Annotated in this window: 18 protein-coding genes; 4 read left to right on the top strand and 14 right to left on the bottom strand. The window is 37.5% G+C overall.

The genetic code is table 11. The features are described from left to right. Window positions 1-58 precede the first annotated feature (58 nt). From lolB1 to AC22ZQ_RS04615, 12 genes are all read right to left on the bottom strand, one after another. Window positions 59-874, bottom strand: a complete 816-nt coding sequence (gene lolB1, locus AC22ZQ_RS04670; RefSeq protein ID WP_318957557.1) for a lipoprotein insertase outer membrane protein LolB1 — start codon at window positions 872-874, stop codon at window positions 59-61. Continuing rightward, a complete protein-coding gene (locus AC22ZQ_RS04665; RefSeq protein WP_318957555.1) occupies window positions 855-2,576 on the bottom strand; it encodes a tetratricopeptide repeat protein in 1,722 nt (573 codons plus the stop codon). Before AC22ZQ_RS04665 ends, lolB1 begins: the two co-directional genes overlap by 20 nt. Then, window positions 2,573-3,583 (bottom strand): sugar phosphate nucleotidyltransferase, encoded by a 1,011-nt coding sequence (locus AC22ZQ_RS04660; RefSeq protein ID WP_318957552.1) that lies wholly within the window; start codon window positions 3,581-3,583, stop codon window positions 2,573-2,575. Before AC22ZQ_RS04660 ends, AC22ZQ_RS04665 begins: the two co-directional genes overlap by 4 nt. A 5-nt stretch (window positions 3,584-3,588) precedes the next feature. Then, the gene (dut, locus tag AC22ZQ_RS04655; protein WP_318957551.1) at window positions 3,589-4,023 is read right to left on the bottom strand and encodes a dUTP diphosphatase; all 435 of its coding nucleotides are present in this window, start codon (window positions 4,021-4,023) and stop codon (window positions 3,589-3,591) included. A gap of 250 nt (window positions 4,024-4,273) precedes the next feature. Beyond that, window positions 4,274-4,588: a YbjQ family protein gene (locus AC22ZQ_RS04650; RefSeq protein WP_318957549.1), complete on the bottom strand. Its 315-nt coding sequence runs from the start codon at window positions 4,586-4,588 to the stop codon at window positions 4,274-4,276. Then, window positions 4,585-6,081, bottom strand: a complete 1,497-nt coding sequence (locus AC22ZQ_RS04645) for a hypothetical protein (RefSeq protein WP_318957548.1) — start codon at window positions 6,079-6,081, stop codon at window positions 4,585-4,587. Before AC22ZQ_RS04645 ends, AC22ZQ_RS04650 begins: the two co-directional genes overlap by 4 nt. A 54-nt stretch (window positions 6,082-6,135) precedes the next feature. Then, entirely contained in the window at window positions 6,136-7,578 is a 1,443-nt protein-coding gene (locus AC22ZQ_RS04640; RefSeq protein ID WP_318957547.1) for an oligosaccharide flippase family protein, read from the bottom strand. Between the two features lie 5 nt (window positions 7,579-7,583). Beyond that, entirely contained in the window at window positions 7,584-8,363 is a 780-nt protein-coding gene (locus AC22ZQ_RS04635; protein WP_318957545.1) for an enoyl-CoA hydratase/isomerase family protein, read from the bottom strand. Window positions 8,364-8,385: 22 nt separating this feature from the next. Continuing rightward, window positions 8,386-9,063: a DUF4956 domain-containing protein gene (locus AC22ZQ_RS04630; RefSeq protein WP_318957543.1), complete on the bottom strand. Its 678-nt coding sequence runs from the start codon at window positions 9,061-9,063 to the stop codon at window positions 8,386-8,388. Then, window positions 9,053-9,811: a polyphosphate polymerase domain-containing protein gene (locus AC22ZQ_RS04625; protein ID WP_318957542.1), complete on the bottom strand. Its 759-nt coding sequence runs from the start codon at window positions 9,809-9,811 to the stop codon at window positions 9,053-9,055. The genes AC22ZQ_RS04630 and AC22ZQ_RS04625 overlap by 11 nt, the downstream gene beginning before the upstream one ends. Window positions 9,812-9,961: 150 nt before the next feature. Beyond that, a complete protein-coding gene (locus AC22ZQ_RS04620; protein ID WP_318957541.1) occupies window positions 9,962-11,653 on the bottom strand; it encodes a DUF4139 domain-containing protein in 1,692 nt (563 codons plus the stop codon). A 71-nt stretch (window positions 11,654-11,724) separates the two neighbouring features. Continuing rightward, window positions 11,725-12,891, bottom strand: coding sequence for a Kelch repeat-containing protein (locus AC22ZQ_RS04615; protein WP_318957539.1), 1,167 nt, complete (start codon window positions 12,889-12,891; stop codon window positions 11,725-11,727). A 248-nt stretch (window positions 12,892-13,139) separates the two neighbouring features. Here AC22ZQ_RS04615 and AC22ZQ_RS04610 point away from each other — a divergent pair, with 248 nt between their 5' ends. After that, window positions 13,140-13,325, top strand: a complete 186-nt coding sequence (locus AC22ZQ_RS04610) for a hypothetical protein (protein ID WP_318957538.1) — start codon at window positions 13,140-13,142, stop codon at window positions 13,323-13,325. 78 nt (window positions 13,326-13,403) lie between these two features. Continuing rightward, the gene (locus AC22ZQ_RS04605; RefSeq protein ID WP_318957537.1) at window positions 13,404-14,054 is read left to right on the top strand and encodes a hypothetical protein; all 651 of its coding nucleotides are present in this window, start codon (window positions 13,404-13,406) and stop codon (window positions 14,052-14,054) included. Between the two features lie 5 nt (window positions 14,055-14,059). Here AC22ZQ_RS04605 and AC22ZQ_RS04600 read toward each other — a convergent pair whose 3' ends face one another. Both AC22ZQ_RS04600 and AC22ZQ_RS04595 read right to left on the bottom strand, forming a co-directional pair. Further along, window positions 14,060-14,344, bottom strand: a complete 285-nt coding sequence (locus AC22ZQ_RS04600) for a hypothetical protein (RefSeq protein WP_318957535.1) — start codon at window positions 14,342-14,344, stop codon at window positions 14,060-14,062. A gap of 148 nt (window positions 14,345-14,492) precedes the next feature. Beyond that, a complete protein-coding gene (locus AC22ZQ_RS04595; protein ID WP_318957533.1) occupies window positions 14,493-16,034 on the bottom strand; it encodes an acyl-CoA carboxylase subunit beta in 1,542 nt (513 codons plus the stop codon). 243 nt (window positions 16,035-16,277) lie between these two features. Between AC22ZQ_RS04595 and AC22ZQ_RS04590 the strand changes: the two genes are divergently transcribed. Continuing rightward, window positions 16,278-17,927 (top strand): hypothetical protein, encoded by a 1,650-nt coding sequence (locus tag AC22ZQ_RS04590; protein ID WP_318957532.1) that lies wholly within the window; start codon window positions 16,278-16,280, stop codon window positions 17,925-17,927. Between the two features lie 33 nt (window positions 17,928-17,960). After that, a complete protein-coding gene (pth, locus tag AC22ZQ_RS04585) occupies window positions 17,961-18,524 on the top strand; it encodes an aminoacyl-tRNA hydrolase (RefSeq protein WP_318957531.1) in 564 nt (187 codons plus the stop codon). The last annotated feature ends 150 nt before the right edge of the window (window positions 18,525-18,674 follow it).

Below are 18,674 nucleotides of genomic sequence, written 5' to 3'. Positions count from 1 at the left end.
TGTTTTTTGCGCCCAATAAGCACCAAAAATAAAGAGGGTGAGGACAAGGAGTGCTATTTTACTGACATTCTTCATAATCATCAGGGATAGCTAAATATAGTTTTTTACGTTGATTAACCTTTGTTTTATTGTAATCCATTGCTATGTTAATGGTGTCTCTAGGTGTTGTAATCAATACGTCAACCAACTCCGGAACATTTAAACTATCTACCATTTGGCGCTTTTTGTAATTCACCTCTATATGCGTTGTATCTATAGGGTTTTCAATTACAATTTTGTTGAGGTTTTGCGCTTTGTTATCTAGGTAATATAATAGAATGATTTCGTCGTAATCGTCTTTCTTATCGGCTTTTTTGATTTGTCTTTTCTTGTGACTAGAAATGATGTAATTGTAAGGATCGTGAATTTGGAAGTACTTCTCATCCTTGTTCCAATCTATAGGTTGACCCAAAAAGATTTCCTCCAAGTTACGTTGCTTAAATTCAACACCTAAAATACTTTTTAAATACTCCATGTTTTCTTGGATGTAACACTTTTCTCTTCGGTTGACAATCGTTAACGTGTCAGGTGTTATCATAGCCGTTATCATGGGGATATTGGCATAGGTGATAAAAGCATTGATTGCACTGTCTCTGCGAACCCTCAAAGAAGTTTTAAAGCTATACGAAACATGCCCATCCGAAAAATCAGTTGAAATTTTAGAATAGAAATGTTCTGGCTTTAAAAGTGAAATACTATCTAGTACGTCAACCAAATCATTGGTTTTCATACGCGGCAATTTATCCAGTTTATCGTTTACTTGTTGCACACCACAAGCGGTAAGTACAACACTAATAACGGTTAAAGTCAGTATTTTAGTAATACTTCTGTTCATAGAAGGTTTTTGTTTCTAATTTCTTATTTATGTTTAGGTTATTGGTTATGAGTTTTTGTGCCTTTTTCCAGGCCATTTCAGCTTGACTTACTTGGTTGAGTTTGAAATAAACATCACCGAGTAAATCCCATGCATTGGCATGTTGTGGATAAGTTGTTAAAAATGAATTCAGTTTAGTTTGAGCTTCGGTAAAATTACCGTTTGCTGTAGCTTCTAGTGCTTGAAAATACAATAAAATTTCAAGTTTAGAATCTACTTCATTGAGATCTACAAGTTTGGGAGCCCTGTAAAAGTGTTGGAAGTGGAGGGCCATCACTTGGTAATCTTTCTGCATAATGTTCAATGCTTTAGCCTTAGACATAAAGGCTTTGTAGGCTTTCGAATCCCCTGCCAAAATTGCTAAATGCGCTTTGCTCACTGCATGTAGAAAATTAATCGTATCAGCGTCAAAAAGTAAGTAACTTTCACCCAGTTCAATACTTTCTGTAGCCATTTCTTTTTCATTGTAAAAAGCCAGAACTTGAGCATTTAAAAAATAAAATTGCGGAAGAACCGGGTAGTTTTCCAAAGCCTGATCTACACTCGTATTCATGGCATTAAACAAGCCCAGGCGGGCCTGGAGTAAATTCAAATCTAACCAGGCTTTGTAGTCGTTCGGATTCTCCTTCAACCTTTCTTGCGCCAGGACTAATAAGTTGTTAGCTTTCCCTGCTTCCTTGTAGTAAATATTTAGTGCTTTTACCACTTCAGGGTGGTCGGCATAATTTTCTTGTAATTGTTGTGCAATTGCTGCCACACTGTCTTTGCTAAAAACTGCTTGATCTTCCAAGTATTGCAAATGTTCTGCTATGGTAAGCGCAGGTAAAACCTTTGTACGAATCCCTTTTTGGAGGACCTCTTTTTTTAATTCGGGTTGAATTTCAGGTCTGATCTTTAGCAAGTATAAAAAGGTAGAAACATGCGGAGATGGAAGTGTTAAATCTGACTTTAAGCGTTTTTTAAACGCTTCTAACTCACTGTTTTTAATGTAATATCTAATGATATAGGTTTGTGTTTCAGGGTTGTAAGGGTCTGCAAGTCTTAATTTCGTAATTTCTTCTTCCAACAGTTGTTCTTGCCCTATAATAGGCAGCATCTCTATCTTCAATCTAGAGATTTGGGGGTTAACACCTACCAATCCTTCTACGTTATTTAAAGCTTCAACTGCGGCTTTGTAATTCCCCAATTGCACATTACACTGGGCCAAATAATATTGAAAATTGTAATCTCTGGGTTGATGGTTAACGACCTTTTCCCATAAAGGAAGTGCTTCCTTAAATTTACCCAATTCCATATTGGTCAATGCCAGAATCTCGGCATAGTATAAATTCTCTGGATCTAAGGAATAAGCTGTATCAAAGTAATTTTGAGCAAGGTTGGGGTTCTTTTGCTCCTGAGCTAAATTACCCAAGGCATAGTAAATCGCGTCATTTGCGCGATCTGATTTTAGTAAAGTAAGATAAATGGATTTAGCTTCTTCGAGATTTCCTGCTAACTGTAAGCGCAAGGCTTTGTGGAAATCTTCAATGGCTGGATAGGCTTTGGTACTTAAACTATGGGCATCGTCTAGCGCTTGCTTTTTCAAATCTTTAGGCTGAGCAACACCCCAAAAACTGACTAAAACAAACGCTAAACAAATTCCTATGTAGTTCAATTTTATCATTCAGTAATTTCACAGAAATCACCAATGCTAAGGTCTTTCGCTCTTCCTTCGAAAATAACTTTATTCCCTATCATGGCGTTCTCTAATATAGCTTTATTGATGCGAGTATCCGCCTGAATATTTGTGTTTTTAATGATACTGTCTTCAACACTAGTATTTTTACCAACACTCACGTGAGGACCAACCACAGAATTCTTAATCACAGCTCCTTCACCAATAAAACAAGGTTGATTGATGATTGAGTTTTCGATTACCGCTGAAGCATGAACGTTATCAACTCCTTTTTCAGCATCGTGGATCAATACACGTTGGTTGGTTTCTACCGTAACTTTTTTGTTACCACAATCCATCCATTCGCTAACTTCTCCAGGGAAACATTTGTTTCCTTTCTCTGTCATACGTTTTAAAGCATCCGGCAACTGGTATTCACCACCTTTAATAACGTCGTTGTCGATTAAGTATTCTAATTCAGTTCTTAAGTCTTTACCTTCTTTAAAGTAGTAAATACCTATCATCGCTAAATCCGATACAAAGGTCTGAGGTTTCTCAACAAAGTCAATGATTTCACCGGCTTCATTCATTTTAATCACACCAAACGCAGATGGATTATCAATTTGCTTCACCCAGAAAATGGCATCAGCATCTTTGTTCAATTCAAAATCTGCTTTAAACAATGTATCTGCAAAGGCCACGGTAACAGGCCCGTCTAATTTTTCTTTAGCACACATCACTGCATGTGCAGTTCCCAAAGGTTCTTCCTGATGGTGGATAGATCCCTTTGCTCCTAAACTTTCGGCCACTGCCAATAATTCTTCTTCTACCGCTGCTCCAAAATCTCCGATTACGAATGCAATTTCAGTTACTTTTTCTGGAGACATCGCTGCGATATCTTCTACCAAACGGTGAACAATTGGTTTTCCTGCAACAGGAACTAATGGTTTAGGTACAGTTAATGTGTGTGGTCTAAGACGAGATCCTCTTCCCGCCATAGGTACGATAATTTTCATAGCAATTATTTTACGCCAGTGCTGCCAAATCCGCCAGCACCTCTTTTCGTTTCAGATAAATTTTCAGTCACCTCCCATTCGGCTTGTTCGAACTTTGCAAAAACAATTTGCGCTATTCGTTCACCTTTTTCTATGGTAAATGCTTCGTTAGATAAGTTAATAAGTATCACACCAACTTCTCCACGGTAGTCTGCATCTATCGTACCAGGAGAGTTTAAAACGGTAATTCCTTTCTTTAATGCCAATCCACTACGCGGACGAACTTGAGCTTCGTACCCTTCAGGAATTTCCAAGAACAAACCTGTTTTGATTAATGCTCTTTCTAAAGGTTGAAGTGTTACGCTTTCCTCTATATTCGCTCGTACGTCTACTCCAGCAGATGCTGAGGTTTCGTATTGAGGTAAAGAAAATTCTGATGTGTTGATTACCTTAACTTTCATAGTTTGCAAATGTAATGAAAACAAACGAAAAAAGCGGGGCTGTATGGAGCTTGGCGCTGGAATAAGGAGCATCTTTTATTAAACGTAAAAGTCCTGCATCGCTGCAGGACTTTTTTTCAATTATCTCTATCCTCAAAATTTTCCTTTTCTTTCTCTTTTCCACGCTGAATAACGAGGTATATAAGTAGAACCAGGACAAGTGTTCCCATGATTAAAGGGAAGTATGTTGTAAGTGTAAAGAGGAGTTCCATTACTTAAATTTTACAGCAGTTCCGTATGCTAAAATTTCAGAGGCGCCTTGCATAACCATTGAAGTGGTAATGCGAACATTAACTATTGCGTCTGCGTTGAGTCTCTGAGCATCTTCTATCATGCGTTGCATGGCTTGCTCTCTACTTTGAGCTTGGAGCTTTGTGTATTCGGAAATTTCTCCACCCACAAGGTTTTTAAGTCCTGCAAAAATATCTCTTCCCACATTTCTTGCCCTAACGGTGCTACCACGAGCAACTCCTAATATTGCTTCAATCTCTTTGTTTGGAACTGTTTCTGTTGTTGTAATTATCATATCTCGTAGTTTACTTTACTGATGAAAAAGATAGTTCTTCTTCTACTTCCAAGCGGCGCATCTTTGTCTTTAATCCTTTGGATACCGAAAAGTAGGAAATTATCCTCGAACCAGTAGCTTAATTCTGTTCTCGAGTATTTTACTTTTTCATTTTCTTTAAGTTCAATTTTTTCACTTTCAACTTCACGTGTAATATCTCCTTCATCTAAGTCAACAGATTTACTAACGATAGTAGTTCCAGTTGTAAACATCATAGAGAAATTATTTGAATCCTCTGTATTTACTTCTAAGAAAAGTTTTACGTGGTAGGGTTTGTACCCTGGGTTCATTTCAAAGCAATTGTCCCAAACTAAGTCACCGTTTAAGTCGAATTTTGCAATAACCGCATGGGTGTATCTGTATCCGTCAAATTCTTGTCTAGTAGAAGTTGTTCCGTTGGCATTCACAGTTGTAACGGTTCTGTAAGTAGCGTAATATGCTTCTCCTATAAAAATGAAACTTCCGTCTTCTTTCTTAATAACATCATGGGTAGCAATGTTGTAACTAAGGGTTAATTCCTTCCCTCTTTTCTTTTTTCTAGATTTCTTTTTCTCAATTTTTTCTTGTTTACGCTCAGGTAAATAGCTCAAGAAATCATCTAAGTCTAAGAAGTTATAGAAGTTGATACTTTTTACTTTCTGGTTGTCTATAATACCAAAGAACAATCCTTCTGAGGTAGATGTGCTTTGTTTAGAATAAGTACCAGAAATAGAATAGGCGTCTTCTCCGATTTTAGAAAAACTGTAATCAATGAGTTTTTCTTTGTCTTTTGTAGTCGAATAGATTTTAAATAAATCGGTATCTCCTTCATTGTCGATAAGGAAAAGGTAAGTGTCTCTCTCGTGTTTAGATATGGTTGCGTCGAGCGAAAGTAGAATTTCATTCGCGTCTTCCAACATCTGCATGTTGTTCACGCGTATCTTTTTTGATTTTACGTTTTTTATACGAATAGGAATAGACTTCATCTTGTGAGAGTCTAAATCTAATTTGATAATATAATCTTCACGTTTGCTTATTCCTCTTAGGTAACAAACTCCATTCATTACCTTCATCTCTTGAATACTCATCTTGTCTGGTAACATACCGGAGAATTGATCTAATTCTTGCTCCTCAACATCAAGGATGAAAAATTCGTATTCACCACGTTTGTTGAAGTGGATTTGATATATAGCTTTATCGTCGGTAAACTGACGCTCATAGCTGTATTTACGATCAATAGTTTTTTGGAAAGACTCGGTTACTTCTAAATCTGTAGAATAGATGTCAAAGTTTAAAGTTCTTTCTTTACGTTCAACTTTTTCGTTAGAAAACACAAAACCTGCCGTTCCAAAAGATGAAATTGTTTCATCAGAGGTTTCTTTGGTTTCAACTTCAATTCTGTCCTCTATTACAGCTTGAGCATTGATGAAAAAGGTACTTAGGGAAACCAGACCTAGCGTGAGTAGTTTTTGCATGATTTTAATTAGAAATTAGTTAATAGGGTCTGAATATACTAATTTCTTCTCTGGCTATCTGAATTTTGGACGCTCTATGAACCAGAAGATTCCCAAGAATAATAGAATGAAGCTGTTGTAGATGATAAATTGAAAAGCCCCACTTTCTAAATTTAACCATTGAGTGATAAAGAAAAATAAAGCTGCACTTCCTAAGTAAAGTCCAAATTTTCTGAGGTTGTAGGGTATGGGGTAGTGTTTTTGTCCCAACACGTAACTGGCTATCATTTGTAAAGCGTAGACAGAAAAAGTAGTCCAAGCACAGGCCATGTAACCGTAAGAAGGGATGAATAGAAAGTTCAAGCTTAAAGTAACCACTGCTCCAACTATGGCAATGTAAGCCCCAAATTTGGTTTGGTTACTTAACTTATACCAGATACTTTGGTTGATGTATATACCAGAAAAAATGTTCGCCATTAATAAAATGGGAACAACCGTTAAACCAACGTGGTAAGCCGAGTTGGTAATAAAGTGTTTGAAGATGTCTATGTTTAGTGCCACCACTAAGAAGCATAGACACAAGGCTGCAACAAAGTAGTTCATTACCTTCACATAGGTTTTGTTTTTGTCTTTCTCCTTTTCTTGTGCAAAGAAGAAAGGCTCTGCAGCATATCGGTAGGCTTGTAGAAATATAGTCACCAACATGGCTAACTTATAACAGGCACTGTATATACCCACTTGGGCCTCGGCATAGACCAAATCTCCCGTATTGGCGTAAAGTAATTGCTTCAATAATATTCTATCTATTGTTTCATTAATGATGAAGGCAAAACCCGCTAAAGCAATTGGAAAAGCATATTTCAACATGCGTTTGGTGAGGGCTCCATCCAAGCGAAATTGTACTCGGAAGAAAGACTTTCTGAGTAGAACGAGTTTGGCAAAGGAAGCAAACAAATTCGCCATCAAAATCATTTGTATTCCTCCTTCAGGAAATTCTGGATCGTAAAAACCGAGCAAGAAGATAAGGTTGAAAATGATGTTAATACCGATGGAAGAAAACTGTATTCCTGCAAATTTTAAAGCTTTGTTTTCTGCTCTAAGTTTGGCTAGAGGTAGAGCCGTAATGGCATCAATGGCTACAATGAGTAAAAGTAAAATGATGTATTCTACGTGCTCTGGATAGAGCATAGCATTGGCCAAAGGTTGACTAAATAAAAGAAAGGGTATTATGATAATTGCATTGATGAGCAATACACTCACAAAAGAATTATTAAAAACCTTGTCCTTGTCTTTTTCTGAATTTAAAAACCTAAAATAAGTGGTTTCCATACCGAAGGTAAGGAAGACCATTAAAAATGCTACCCAGGCATAGAGCTCAGAAACAACTCCATAATGCTGGGTAGCAGATCCAAAAATATACGTATAGAGTGGAACCAATAAGTAGTTGAGCAATCTACCGACTATACTCGATAATCCGTAAATGGCAGTTTGACCAACCAGCTTTTTAATTGCACTCATAGAATTTATGATCTAAAGTTTGCTTTTCTTTTCTCAACAAAAGCACCTGTTCCTTCTTTGAAATCTGGAGTTCCAAAACAGTTACCGAATTCTTCTACTTCTTTAGCGTACCCATCCACTCCATCTTCGTAGTTGGCATTGATAGCGCGGATAGCTGCAGCGATGGCGTTTCCTGAATTGTTTAAGATTTTACCAGCAATTTTTTCGGCTAATGCCATCAACTCTTCTTGTGTTGTTACATGGTTAACTAAGCCCCAAGATTGCGCTTCCTCAGCTCCAATCATTCCTGCTGTCATTACCATTTCCATTGCTTTACCACGACCAACCAATTGTGCCAAACGCTGTGTTCCTCCGTATCCTGGAATTACACCTAAAGAAACTTCTGGAAGTCCCATTCTAGCATTGTCAGAAGCTACTCTAATGTGTGCAGCCATTGCCAATTCTAAACCTCCACCTAAGGCAAAACCGTTAACTGCAGCGATAACTGGTGTGCTTAAGTTTTGTAAGAAAGTAAATAGTGTTTCCTGACCTTTAGCCGCTAATTCTTTTCCTTGTGCAGGATCAAAATCTGCAAACTCCTTAATATCCGCTCCAGCAACAAAAGATTTCTCTCCAGATCCTGTTAAGATGATTACTCCAGTTTGAGCATCTTTATCTGCAGCATCCAAAGCTTCGTGTAATTCTTGAATCGTAGCCTTGTTTAATGCGTTTAATTGTTTGGGTCTGTTAATGGTAATGACTTGTGTCATTCCTTTCTGTTCAACGATAAGGTTTTCGTAACTCATAAAATTATTGTTTCGTGTTCGTTTATGCGATGTCGTTTTCTGAAGAAGATGAGTTGTAATCACTGATGTGTTGTTCATCATCGAAATAGAAGATTCTCACTTCTGCTACATCCTTCAAAAAATCTATTTTTCCTATTTCAAATCTATTGATTTTTAAACCAGTTCGCTCTTCTAAATCAGCGAGCATCAAGGCTTCATTTTCTGGTTTAATTAATTCTATTTTTTCGTAGACAACTGTTTTGCGTGTTTCGTGTTTGAGTAACCACAAGTATTCCAATCCATAAGTTAATAGAATGAGGGTTGCGTTAACAATACTCATCTCTACTACACTAATTTGCTTGCTCGAAAGTGAGTTGATTACCGATACTCCAATCACGATAAAGAGATAGGTCATTTCCTTGATCTCAATCGGGTTGGTTCTATACCTAATGATACCGAAAATGGCAAATAAACCAAGTCCCATTCCCGTGTCTATATCTAGCTTTTTTAAACCAAAACAAAGGAAGAAGGTTACCAAACCAATAAGGTAATAGGTGAATAAATAATCTTTTCGCTTGGTTTTCGGGTAGTATAAAAATCGAATAATAATGGTAAGGAAAACCAAGGTGATGATGAGCCTGAAAATGAGGGTGTACACATCCTTATTGGTAATCTGAAGATCCATTAAATCAGATATGTTAGAAAATATGTTAAGCAACATTATTATTGATTTTTTTCAATTTTAGTAATTTCTCTTTAAAGCGATTGTACTTTATTTTTTTCTGCGAATATAATTCAATTGTTCCGATGCAGTACTTGCTCAAACGATAGGGTCTAATCCCCATAGCTTTCATCACCGTGAAGAAGGGAGAATTGCGGTTCACTTTTTCTTGCTTGATTTCTGCAATGACAAGGTCATCGAACTTCTTAACTTCATCTTTCCAGTTGAACTGAAGATTGATGTCTAAGGTTAAACGCTCTTCCAAATCCAAATTAACCAGGGTGATGCGTTGGTAAATGTTCCACATTTTGGCTTCCACATCTCCCAAGTGATCAACGTGTTTGTTTACGAACTTTAGCGAATGTTTAGAAAGGTGGTCTTCGAAATCATCCACGCGTATACGCTTCTTTTTCACCCTCCCTTTAAACTTATGTTTTACCTCAAGAAACATCAAGTCACTTTCCACATATTTTCTAAAACGTACTTTGTACCTGCTGTTTTTTCCATTGTGATGATCTTTGTAAAAAGTAAAGTTATCATCGTCGAAATAGAGACTCTTGTAGGTAGGTATGCGTATACCATCTACCTCTAAAATTTGATAGTGTTTTAGAAGTTTAGGAAGTAAGGAGTGGAGTTCTTCTCGGGTAAAGGCAAACTTGGTATCCACACGGTTCATTAGCTTCACCGTATCCATTTCTTCCAGTGTAATTGGACGAAATTCTTGCACCAAATCTTCTACCTCCTTCATGAACCCTCAAAGTTAATTTTTTCAATGGAATTTGTACTGCTATTTTAAACTGGTCTGCCGCTTAAATAATGTGAATTGCAGAAATGACGAAAGGTCATAACCCGAGGGCTACAACCTTTCTAGTAAACATTTCTGAATTTTGGGAAATATTTACCTCACCGCGATTTGCATATTTTTTGGGTGATATACGGTATAACTCAGTGGCACTTCTACTAATTCGCCAGATTTAACTTTTACTTCCCATTCAACCAACCCTGTACGTTCGTTCAAATCACCTTTGCCAATGTCATTTACTTCTATGGCAATGTTTTCGTTTCGGGTAATTGGAATTTGGTCTTGTATAATTAATCGGATGTTTTCTGATTTGTTGTTTTTCACACGCAATACATACTCACTTGCTTTGGCAACTTCGTTTCCGATTATTTTCTCTTTGTATTTTTTCTTCAAGAACTTTCTTTCTACAATCAAGTTAGGATCTTTACCTAAACTCAAAGAAAGGGTGTCATCCATTACTCCTGGATTGATATATGTTTCTCCAACATAAGATCCATCAAAGAAAATATTAGCTTGGGCTGGTACGAGTTTTAAATCATCCAAATTGGTAATGTTGGCTACGAGGTATACAGACTCATCTAATTTTGGAACGGTATAGTAAGCAAAGTCCGCATCTATATCCTCATTTTTAATGAGCACCATGTGCTTTTTGTTGTTCGATTTAATGCTGTATTTTAAATCGATTTGGAATTCTACATTGATTTTTTGTTCCACTACGGTGGTGTAGTTGGCACTTGTACTAGCATAGGCGAAGTTCTTACTGTCATCTATGTCAGCATTGTTGGTGTAAGCTTCTGTGACTTGAATTTCTTCTAATTCTTGTACAGGTTGTGGTGCTCTTTTCTGAACCTGGACTTTCCTTAAATTAGGAATGTAGCTTGTTAAATACCATTCTCTCAGTTCTGGCTTCGTTTTGTTTTGATAAGGATTGTTGGTAGAAATATTCAATTTTACATCTTCCCAATCTACTCCTGTGTTTTGGTAAACATGTGCTTTGTAGTTTAAGTTGATTTTATCTTGATCAGCACTGCTTCTTAAATCATACATGGCCTGCCATCCTGCATTACTTACTAAGTACGAAATATCTAATGTACCTTGGGTGTAGGCTTTCGCTTGTAGGGTGATGATTACGCGGTGTGTAGGTGCTTTGGGCTTTGGATTTCCTTGACCTGTGTTTCTTTTGTATTGTTGTAATTCTCTCAAACGCGCCTGCATTTCATTGAGCAAGCGTTGTTCTTCCGCTTTTTGTTGATCTAATTCCAAACGCAGTTTACTCAACTCCATCAATTTGTTCTGATAGTAATTCAAGGATTTTTGCAACAACTCTAAACTGTCTCCAACCTTTCCTTTCCCTTGCATGATAGGGTTGGATTTAATCATGTTTTCAGAACTTTGAATAACATTCAATTGATTGTTGAGTCCTGATACAACATAACGTTGTGTGAAGATTGAATCTTCGAGTGCTGCAATTTTTTTTCGAATAGCATAAGGAAGCGCATTAGCATCTTCTACTTCATCGGGTTGAGGGTAGAGGATGTCGTACTTAGAATCAAGTATGATGACGTTTCCTGTTCCTGTGATTTGTAAACTTCTTTGATCGATTCTCGGACTAACTCCTTCTATAATTACTTCATGAACACCTGAAGAAATTTTGTAGGATGCAGTTCTATGAATTTGGGCTCCCTGCGTGTAAACCGTAACCGATTTTAATTTAGAATCTACAGGGTATTCGTTCGCCTTAGTTTGCCAACCAGCAAACAGGAGAAGGGTGAGGAATAAATATTTCATGGTTTTGTTTTTAAAATTCGAAGTACTGTACACTTCAAATTCAAAGGCGTTCAAAACCTACACGAAAATTTTTATTGAATGACTAGTTTTTCGGTGTGAATTAGGGTGTTGTTTTTGGTAAATCTACAGATGTATACCCCAGCATTTAAGGGAGGTAATAGCAAATAGTTGTCTGCCGTATTCGCTTCATAAATTAATTTACCTTGAAGGTTGAAGAATTTTATTTCAAGGGGTAGCTTATCAGCAGAGGCAGTGAAATATAATTGCTGTTGAACTGGATTGGGGTACACCATGAATTCTTGCGATGTAAATTGAAGTCGGTGAAATAACTTGGAACGTGTAAAAGATGCTGTTAACCCCGTGCAAAGGTAAAAGTCGTTAGCAATTACAAAGTGGGAACAACCGCGCATGGGACCTGCTAGAAGGGAGTCAAGTTGGATCCAGTTCTGTGTCAACCCATCGTATTGGTATACTTTACTCTGAAAATTTTGATCTCCTTTCATACCTCCACCTACAATGAGTTTTGTACCTATTTTATCTGCAAAGGCATAACTGAGTTTTCCTCCTGGGAAATTATTGAGTTGGGTCCATGTTTGCTGGATAACATCAAAACGATAAAGATCTTCAAAGTGACCATTTAGATCAAAGCTTTTTAAACCTAGGCCGACCACAGCATTTCCTTGAATTGAAACCCCTATGGCATCTCTTCTGGCCTCACCTGGGAAATCCTTAAGCTGTATCCATTTATCTTTTTCGGGAAGGTATTTCCAAAAATCTTTTTTTAAACCACTGAAAGATGCTCCCAGTCCGAAATAACCAAAATCTCCAGAACTAAAGGCAACAGTGCTCCATCTTGCCGAATCGGGGAAATCTTGTTTCTGCACCCACTTATCTGAACGGGCATCGTATTGCCAAACATCTTTCAGGGCTTCTCCATTCAAACTATACCCCCCGATGAGGTATGCTGTTTCTCGAATTGTAAATACAGATGCGTATTGCCTTCCTTTGCCAGGAAAACTGCTTCCCGGTTCCCATTTTTTTGTAACTGGGTCGTAAACATATAATGTGTTGGTAGTATTGTTGTTGTCCGTTTTTCCCGTAACGCAGTATCCCTTACCTAGTAAGGTAAACGCAACTCCATCATCTCTTGCATCTCCAGGGAAATTGGGCAATTCCTCCCAATTTTGAGCTGAAAGTAGCAAGGGAGTAAGAAGAATTAGGCAGTAGAGCAGTTTCATATGGATGCTAACGTTAGAATTTTTATTTCAGTATGAAGAAATGAAAATTTTCTCTCTTCAGAAATCATTCATTGCGTCTTCAAAATAACGGAAATAAACTATTTATTCATGTGTGAAAAAATGAAAAGTCCTGTGAATGAAGCACTCGATAAAATTAATTAACAATGAACTTGAAATTGTGTAAAACCTAATTTTGACACGTTTTTACTTTGTCCTAAATTTGGGTGTACCGAAAAACAATTGAAGTTATGAGCGAGCAAGAAATCACGCAACAGATAGAAGAATTAAAAAGCAAGTTAACGGGGAACTTGTTCGAAGATGGCGAAACACAACAAGCTATATATGAATTGAAAAAACAGTTGCAACCGGAGATTGAAACAAATCCTGAAGCAGACAATTTCGATGATGAAGGATGTTTATACTGTGGAAGTTAATTCGCAAAAGATATTTTAGAAAAAGCTCCGATACTCGTCGGGGCTTTTTTATTTTTATAGCATTAATCGTGTTGCATCATGTATAAAAAGCTTTCTCTTCTCGCCTTGTTTTCTTTTTTGTTTTTGTTGACTTCTTGTTTTGAGTTGATAGAAGATTTAACCCTAAATAAAAATGGAAGTGGTAGTTTGAAGGTGAAACTCAACATGAGTGCCTCTGCCACTAAGTTGAAAGGTATAATGGCTCTGGATAGTTTGGATGGGAAACGCGTTCCTAGTAAAACAGACATTTTAGACACACTCGAAAAATACAAGGATTTATTGGAGAAAGAACCGGGGATTTCTGGGGTGACGGCGAGCATGGATTTTGATTATTTTGTGTTCAACCTATCCCTTAAATTTGATTCTATTGTAGCCTTGGAGCATGTGGTTGAAAAATATGCCAAAGAAGAGGGTGATTATGCTTGGATGAGTTGGGAGAAAGGTGTTTTTCAGCGAAAATCTATGGCCATGCTCAATCCTGTAATTAAGAAGATAAAAGCGAAAGACAGAGAGAAGTTAAAGGAGGCTAGTTATGTTTCTATTACCCGATTTCCCGACGGAGAAGTTACAGAAATGAGTAATCCAGGTGCAATTTTGGCTGCCAATAAGAAGGCAGTAATGCAGCGCTTCAATGTTTGGGAGATTTTGGATGACCCCGATCAAGTGAAGAATAGAATAGAAGTAAACTAATACTCCTATTTCCTTTTTTTCGCGGCTCTAGATCCTCCTCCTAAAAATACACCTGCTCCAATTAAAAATCCGAAATCATACCAACCTCCGGTATTGTTTACGGCGTAAATGGCAACTTCTTCCTTAAATAAACTTATGACAAAACTGATGGGAGCAATCACTCCGTGCCATAATCCTCCTAAGAAATTATAGGGTGTTGCGTTTACACATTCGTTGACGTCTTGGGCCGGTGCACAGGCACTTAAAAGTAGGAGTAGGCAAGCGGTGATGTAGAAGTGTTTTTTAAGCATGATATAGTGTTTGATGGAAAGTTAGTGAGAATCAATTAACTGTGAAAATAAATTGTACAAGTGGTTAATTGAAGATAAACCAGATTCAGCGTGCTGCAAATAAAAAGGGTAACCTTTCGATTACCCTTTAACTTAAATGTTTCTATGCTTATAGCGGAATATTTCCGTGTTTTTTATTGGGCAATACTTCTTTTTTACCTTCTAACATTTTAAAGGCAGCAGCTAAACGACCTCTCGTTTCTGATGGTAAAATTACATCATCCACAAACCCTCTTTCGGCTGCTTTGTAGGGGTTAGCAAACATATCTGCGTATTCTTGCTCTTTTTCTTTCCATTTTTCCTCTGGGTTTTCTGCTGAAGCAATTTCTCTTTTAAAGATAATCTCTGCAGCTCCTTTAGCTCCCATCACTGCAATCTCTGCTGTTGGCCATGCAAAGTTCAAATCTGCTCCAATGTTCTTAGAGTTCATTACGTCGAATGCACCACCGTAAGCCTTACGTGTAATTACTGTAATTCTTGGAACGGTAGCTTCTGAGAATGCATATAATAGCTTAGCTCCGTGAGAAATGATACCTCGCCATTCTTGGTCAGTACCCGGTAAGAATCCTGGTACATCTTCCACACATAATAAAGGAATGTTAAACGAGTCACAGAAACGTACAAAACGCGCTCCCTTACGCGATGCATCAATGTCTAATACACCGGCCAATGAAGCAGGCTGATTGGCTACAACTCCAATTGTTCTACCTTCGATTCTTGCAAACCCTACTACGATGTTGGTTGCGAAATCTTTGTGTACTTCACGGAAAGAATTATCGTCTATCATACAGTCGATAACCTCTCTCATGTCGTAAGGAAGTGTAGAGTTTTCTGGAAGTATGCTTCCTATTTTATCTAATTTACTTGTGTTGAATTCGAATTTTGTAGGATGTGGTGCAAAGGTCTCACAGTTTTGTGGTAAGTACGACATCAAGTCTCTTACTTCGTGTAATACTGTTACATCGTTTTGAGACGTAAAGTGGTTTACACCTGATTTCTCAGCATGTGCTTTTGCTCCACCTAAATCTTCAGATGTTACTTCTTCGTGCGTAACGGTTTTCACTACGTTTGGCCCGGTAACGAACATGTAAGAAGTATCTTCTACCATGAAGATGAAATCTGTTAATGCCGGAGAATAAACGGCTCCACCAGCACATGGTCCCATCACCACACTCAATTGTGGAATAGATCCAGAGGCTAAAGTGTTTCTGTAAAAGATATCAGCGTATCCTGCCAAAGAAACTACTCCTTCTTGAATACGAGCTCCTCCCGAATCGTTCAATCCAATAATTGGCGCTCTGTTTTTAATGGCCAAATCCATTACTTTACAGATTTTCTCTGCATGTGTTTCAGAAAGCGAACCTCCTAAAACAGTAAAATCTTGAGAGAAAACATAAACTGTTCTTCCGTGGATAGTACCGTAACCTGTTACTACACCATCTCCAGGAATTTTGTTTTTACCTAAACCAAAAGAATCAGATCTGTGTTCAACAAACATCCCCATTTCTTGGAAAGAATTTTCATCCAAAAGCAGGTTAATACGCTCTCTGGCTGTAAGTTTACTTTTTTCGTGTTGCTTGGCAATTCTGTCTGCCCCACCACCTAATTTCGACTGTTCTCTTTTATCTATGAGTTGTTTGTTCAAATCCATTATTAAGCTTTAAATTCTACAATAGTATTGGCTTATTGAAGTTGTAAATATCGTGATTCTGATGAATAATAAAAGTTATTTGAAGAGTAAAATGGTTCGTGTTTGATTGGAATTAAATTTTTTCGGGAGTAGAGGAGCTGCATCTCTTATCGATTGGCAACATAATCATAACACAAAATTCTAGGGATATACGTCGCCGAGATAAATTATTCAGCTAACTTTAACTGTCAACATATACGTCCTATGCAGTTTTTTTCACCACATGATCTTTCTGAAGTTTTCGGTTTGCCAAATCAGGCAGGAATCGCTGAATTAATAGAACAACTCAAACAATATTTGAAGAAAGACAAGGAGAAAGAGATCACTATTTACGGGAAGCACTTTAACACTGAAAACCTAGCCCATTTTCTAGAGGAACTGAAAGGGGAAGCCCTTATTTTTATAGAGTGGATACGTTTACACCCTGGAATTAAAAAGGCCTTGACCCGAGGAGATTTTACCAGTTTGCGTATAGATAATGTGATAAGAGAGCACAGTTTATTTACTTCTTTCCAAAAATTCATTACCCCATATCTAAAGGAGAAGTTAAAACTTGCGCTGGTAGATGCTTTGGAAGAAGAAAATTGGAGTAGGGTGGCTGAGTTGTTGGGCTATACTGATTTAATTGTAGAAAGATCGTTACTTGAGGTAGAGCTCACGGTGGTACAATACATAAATAGTATGTTGGCGTCATTACAACAGAAATGCAAGGGAGTAGATAGCGAACGCAGGTTGATACATGCTACGACTTTATTGTATCATGCAGATTTCTATCGTTGTTTGGATGCGCTAGGGAAGGAGAATTACGCGGTGAAATTAATCCCCCTAGAAATTTTTCAGAAGTTACTATCTCATCCTACGATGATCCCGCAATTGGCTCAAAATATTTTGAGTAAAATACAGTTGTTACATCTTAATCCACATCACAACAAAAAGGTAGATGAGTTTAGTTTGGCGTTGAGAACGGGTAAGCTTCAATTTAAAAAAGAAAAAAGACAAGTAAGAATTAGCAAAGTACAGCAATGGCAGAAATTGGTAGGCGCCATTTTGTTGGTAAGTGTGTTGTGTGTTGCTTTTGGTTTTTACCTCAAAGACACCAAGGTGAATCCACCTGAAATCATGCATTTTCAGAGTGGGTTTGATAGTATTTCTGAAGGCCAAATGGCCATGTTAGATAGTTTGTACAAGCCGGTTGCTTTAGAAGATGAAAATGTAGAAAATGTTGTTGTAGATAATTTTCTAGGAGCGCCAATTAGTCTTGTGGAAGTTAGTTCAGCATTTACATCAATTAAAAATGAGAAAGCCAGAAATTTGAAACATGATTTATTGCTCGATTATGATTTACAACGATTTATTCAATCACGTAATACTTTTATAGAGCGTTGCGATGAGTTGGAAGAAACCGAAGGTCTATCCCTTAATCATATACAAGTTAATGAAGAAACCCCTGAAACGGTAGGACATAAATTTCAAAACAAAAGCGCAAGTGATCTTTATGTGGTCATCTATGAAAATGTAGAACAAGGTAAAGTGAGTGGGAGGTTTATAGGATCCAATTCCACCGTAAAACTGTTTGTAAAGGAAGGGGATATGATGTTCTTCTATACTGGAAGCTACATGTCTCCATTTATACCTGCAAAAACAGGGAATCACGGATATGGGAGTAAAACTTACCGACAAATGTTGAGGGGGAGTTTGGATTATCATTTCTGTTATTTTTCTAATGAAAACAGGGCTTTTCTTAGGGCTTCTTACGTGGTTGGGTCTTCTCCTGAAACAGGTAAATCCGTTTTGCATAAAACCCAACGAGACGACCTAAAACTAGTTTCTACTGCTTTGACCAAGGTAGATTAAGGCAGACTATTATTTTTGCATAAAATTGTAGTGATGAAATATCTAATTGTTGGATTAGGAAACCCTGGTGCGAAATACGAGAACACGCGACATAATATTGGTTTTAAGGTAGTAGAAAAATTTGCCGAAGAACGTGGAGCTGAATTCGAAACCTTGAAGCATGCACAAGTAGCTCATGCCAAATGGAAAGGTCGCCAAGTGGTATTGATTAAACCAACAACTTTCATGAACTTGAGCGGTAAAGCTGTTAACTACTGGATGCAGCAGGAAAAAATTCCTTTGTCTAATGTTTTGGTTATCATGGATGATATTTCTCTTCCGTTTGGAACTTTGCGTTTAAAAGGAAAAGGTTCTGATGCGGGGCACAATGGTTTAAAGGACATTCAAAAAATGGTGGGGACACCGAAATATGCACGTTTGAAATTTGGGGTTGGTAATGATTTTCATCCAGGGCAACAAGCAGATTATGTTTTGGGAGAATGGAAAAAGAAGGAAGCCTTGGATTTACCCGAGCGCATAGAGATGTCTACCAATTTTATCAAAGATTTTACAACGATTGGTTTACAAATGACCATGACCAATTGGAACAATAAATAATGCTGAATACACAACAGCAAGAAACCATCACAGAATTCTGTGGATTTAATCGTCCAATAGGGAAGAGCATAAGTTTACATGGAGGTGATATCAATGCTGTCTATCTCATTTCTTGGGAGGGCTTGGCGAGTTTCGTGGTGAAAATCAATG

This window comes from Lishizhenia sp. (assembly GCF_057456495.1).
The sequence above is the reverse complement of the archived record's forward strand: the minus strand, read 5'-3'. Positions and strand labels throughout refer to the sequence as shown.

Bases quoted from the DNA above. Each gene is read 5' to 3' on its own strand.
- AC22ZQ_RS04660 (WP_318957552.1), bottom strand. From the start codon at position 3,583: ATGAAAATTATCGTACCTATGGCGGGAAGAGGATCTCGTCTTAGACCA.
- AC22ZQ_RS04615 (WP_318957539.1), bottom strand. From the start codon at position 12,891: ATGAAACTGCTCTACTGCCTAATTCTTCTTACTCCCTTGCTACTTTCA.
- AC22ZQ_RS04650 (WP_318957549.1), bottom strand. From the start codon at position 4,588: ATGATAATTACAACAACAGAAACAGTTCCAAACAAAGAGATTGAAGCA.
- dut (WP_318957551.1), bottom strand. From the start codon at position 4,023: ATGAAAGTTAAGGTAATCAACACATCAGAATTTTCTTTACCTCAATAC.
- AC22ZQ_RS04620 (WP_318957541.1), bottom strand. From the start codon at position 11,653: ATGAAATATTTATTCCTCACCCTTCTCCTGTTTGCTGGTTGGCAAACT.
- AC22ZQ_RS04600 (WP_318957535.1), bottom strand. From the start codon at position 14,344: ATGCTTAAAAAACACTTCTACATCACCGCTTGCCTACTCCTACTTTTA.
- AC22ZQ_RS04590 (WP_318957532.1), top strand. From the start codon at position 16,278: ATGCAGTTTTTTTCACCACATGATCTTTCTGAAGTTTTCGGTTTGCCA.
- AC22ZQ_RS04645 (WP_318957548.1), bottom strand. From the start codon at position 6,081: ATGCAAAAACTACTCACGCTAGGTCTGGTTTCCCTAAGTACCTTTTTC.
- AC22ZQ_RS04595 (WP_318957533.1), bottom strand. From the start codon at position 16,034: ATGGATTTGAACAAACAACTCATAGATAAAAGAGAACAGTCGAAATTA.
- AC22ZQ_RS04635 (WP_318957545.1), bottom strand. From the start codon at position 8,363: ATGAGTTACGAAAACCTTATCGTTGAACAGAAAGGAATGACACAAGTC.
- AC22ZQ_RS04640 (WP_318957547.1), bottom strand. From the start codon at position 7,578: ATGAGTGCAATTAAAAAGCTGGTTGGTCAAACTGCCATTTACGGATTA.
- lolB1 (WP_318957557.1), bottom strand. From the start codon at position 874: ATGAACAGAAGTATTACTAAAATACTGACTTTAACCGTTATTAGTGTT.
- AC22ZQ_RS04625 (WP_318957542.1), bottom strand. From the start codon at position 9,811: ATGAAGGAGGTAGAAGATTTGGTGCAAGAATTTCGTCCAATTACACTG.
- AC22ZQ_RS04610 (WP_318957538.1), top strand. From the start codon at position 13,140: ATGAGCGAGCAAGAAATCACGCAACAGATAGAAGAATTAAAAAGCAAG.
- AC22ZQ_RS04630 (WP_318957543.1), bottom strand. From the start codon at position 9,063: ATGTTGCTTAACATATTTTCTAACATATCTGATTTAATGGATCTTCAG.
- AC22ZQ_RS04665 (WP_318957555.1), bottom strand. From the start codon at position 2,576: ATGATAAAATTGAACTACATAGGAATTTGTTTAGCGTTTGTTTTAGTC.
- pth (WP_318957531.1), top strand. From the start codon at position 17,961: ATGAAATATCTAATTGTTGGATTAGGAAACCCTGGTGCGAAATACGAG.
- AC22ZQ_RS04605 (WP_318957537.1), top strand. From the start codon at position 13,404: ATGTATAAAAAGCTTTCTCTTCTCGCCTTGTTTTCTTTTTTGTTTTTG.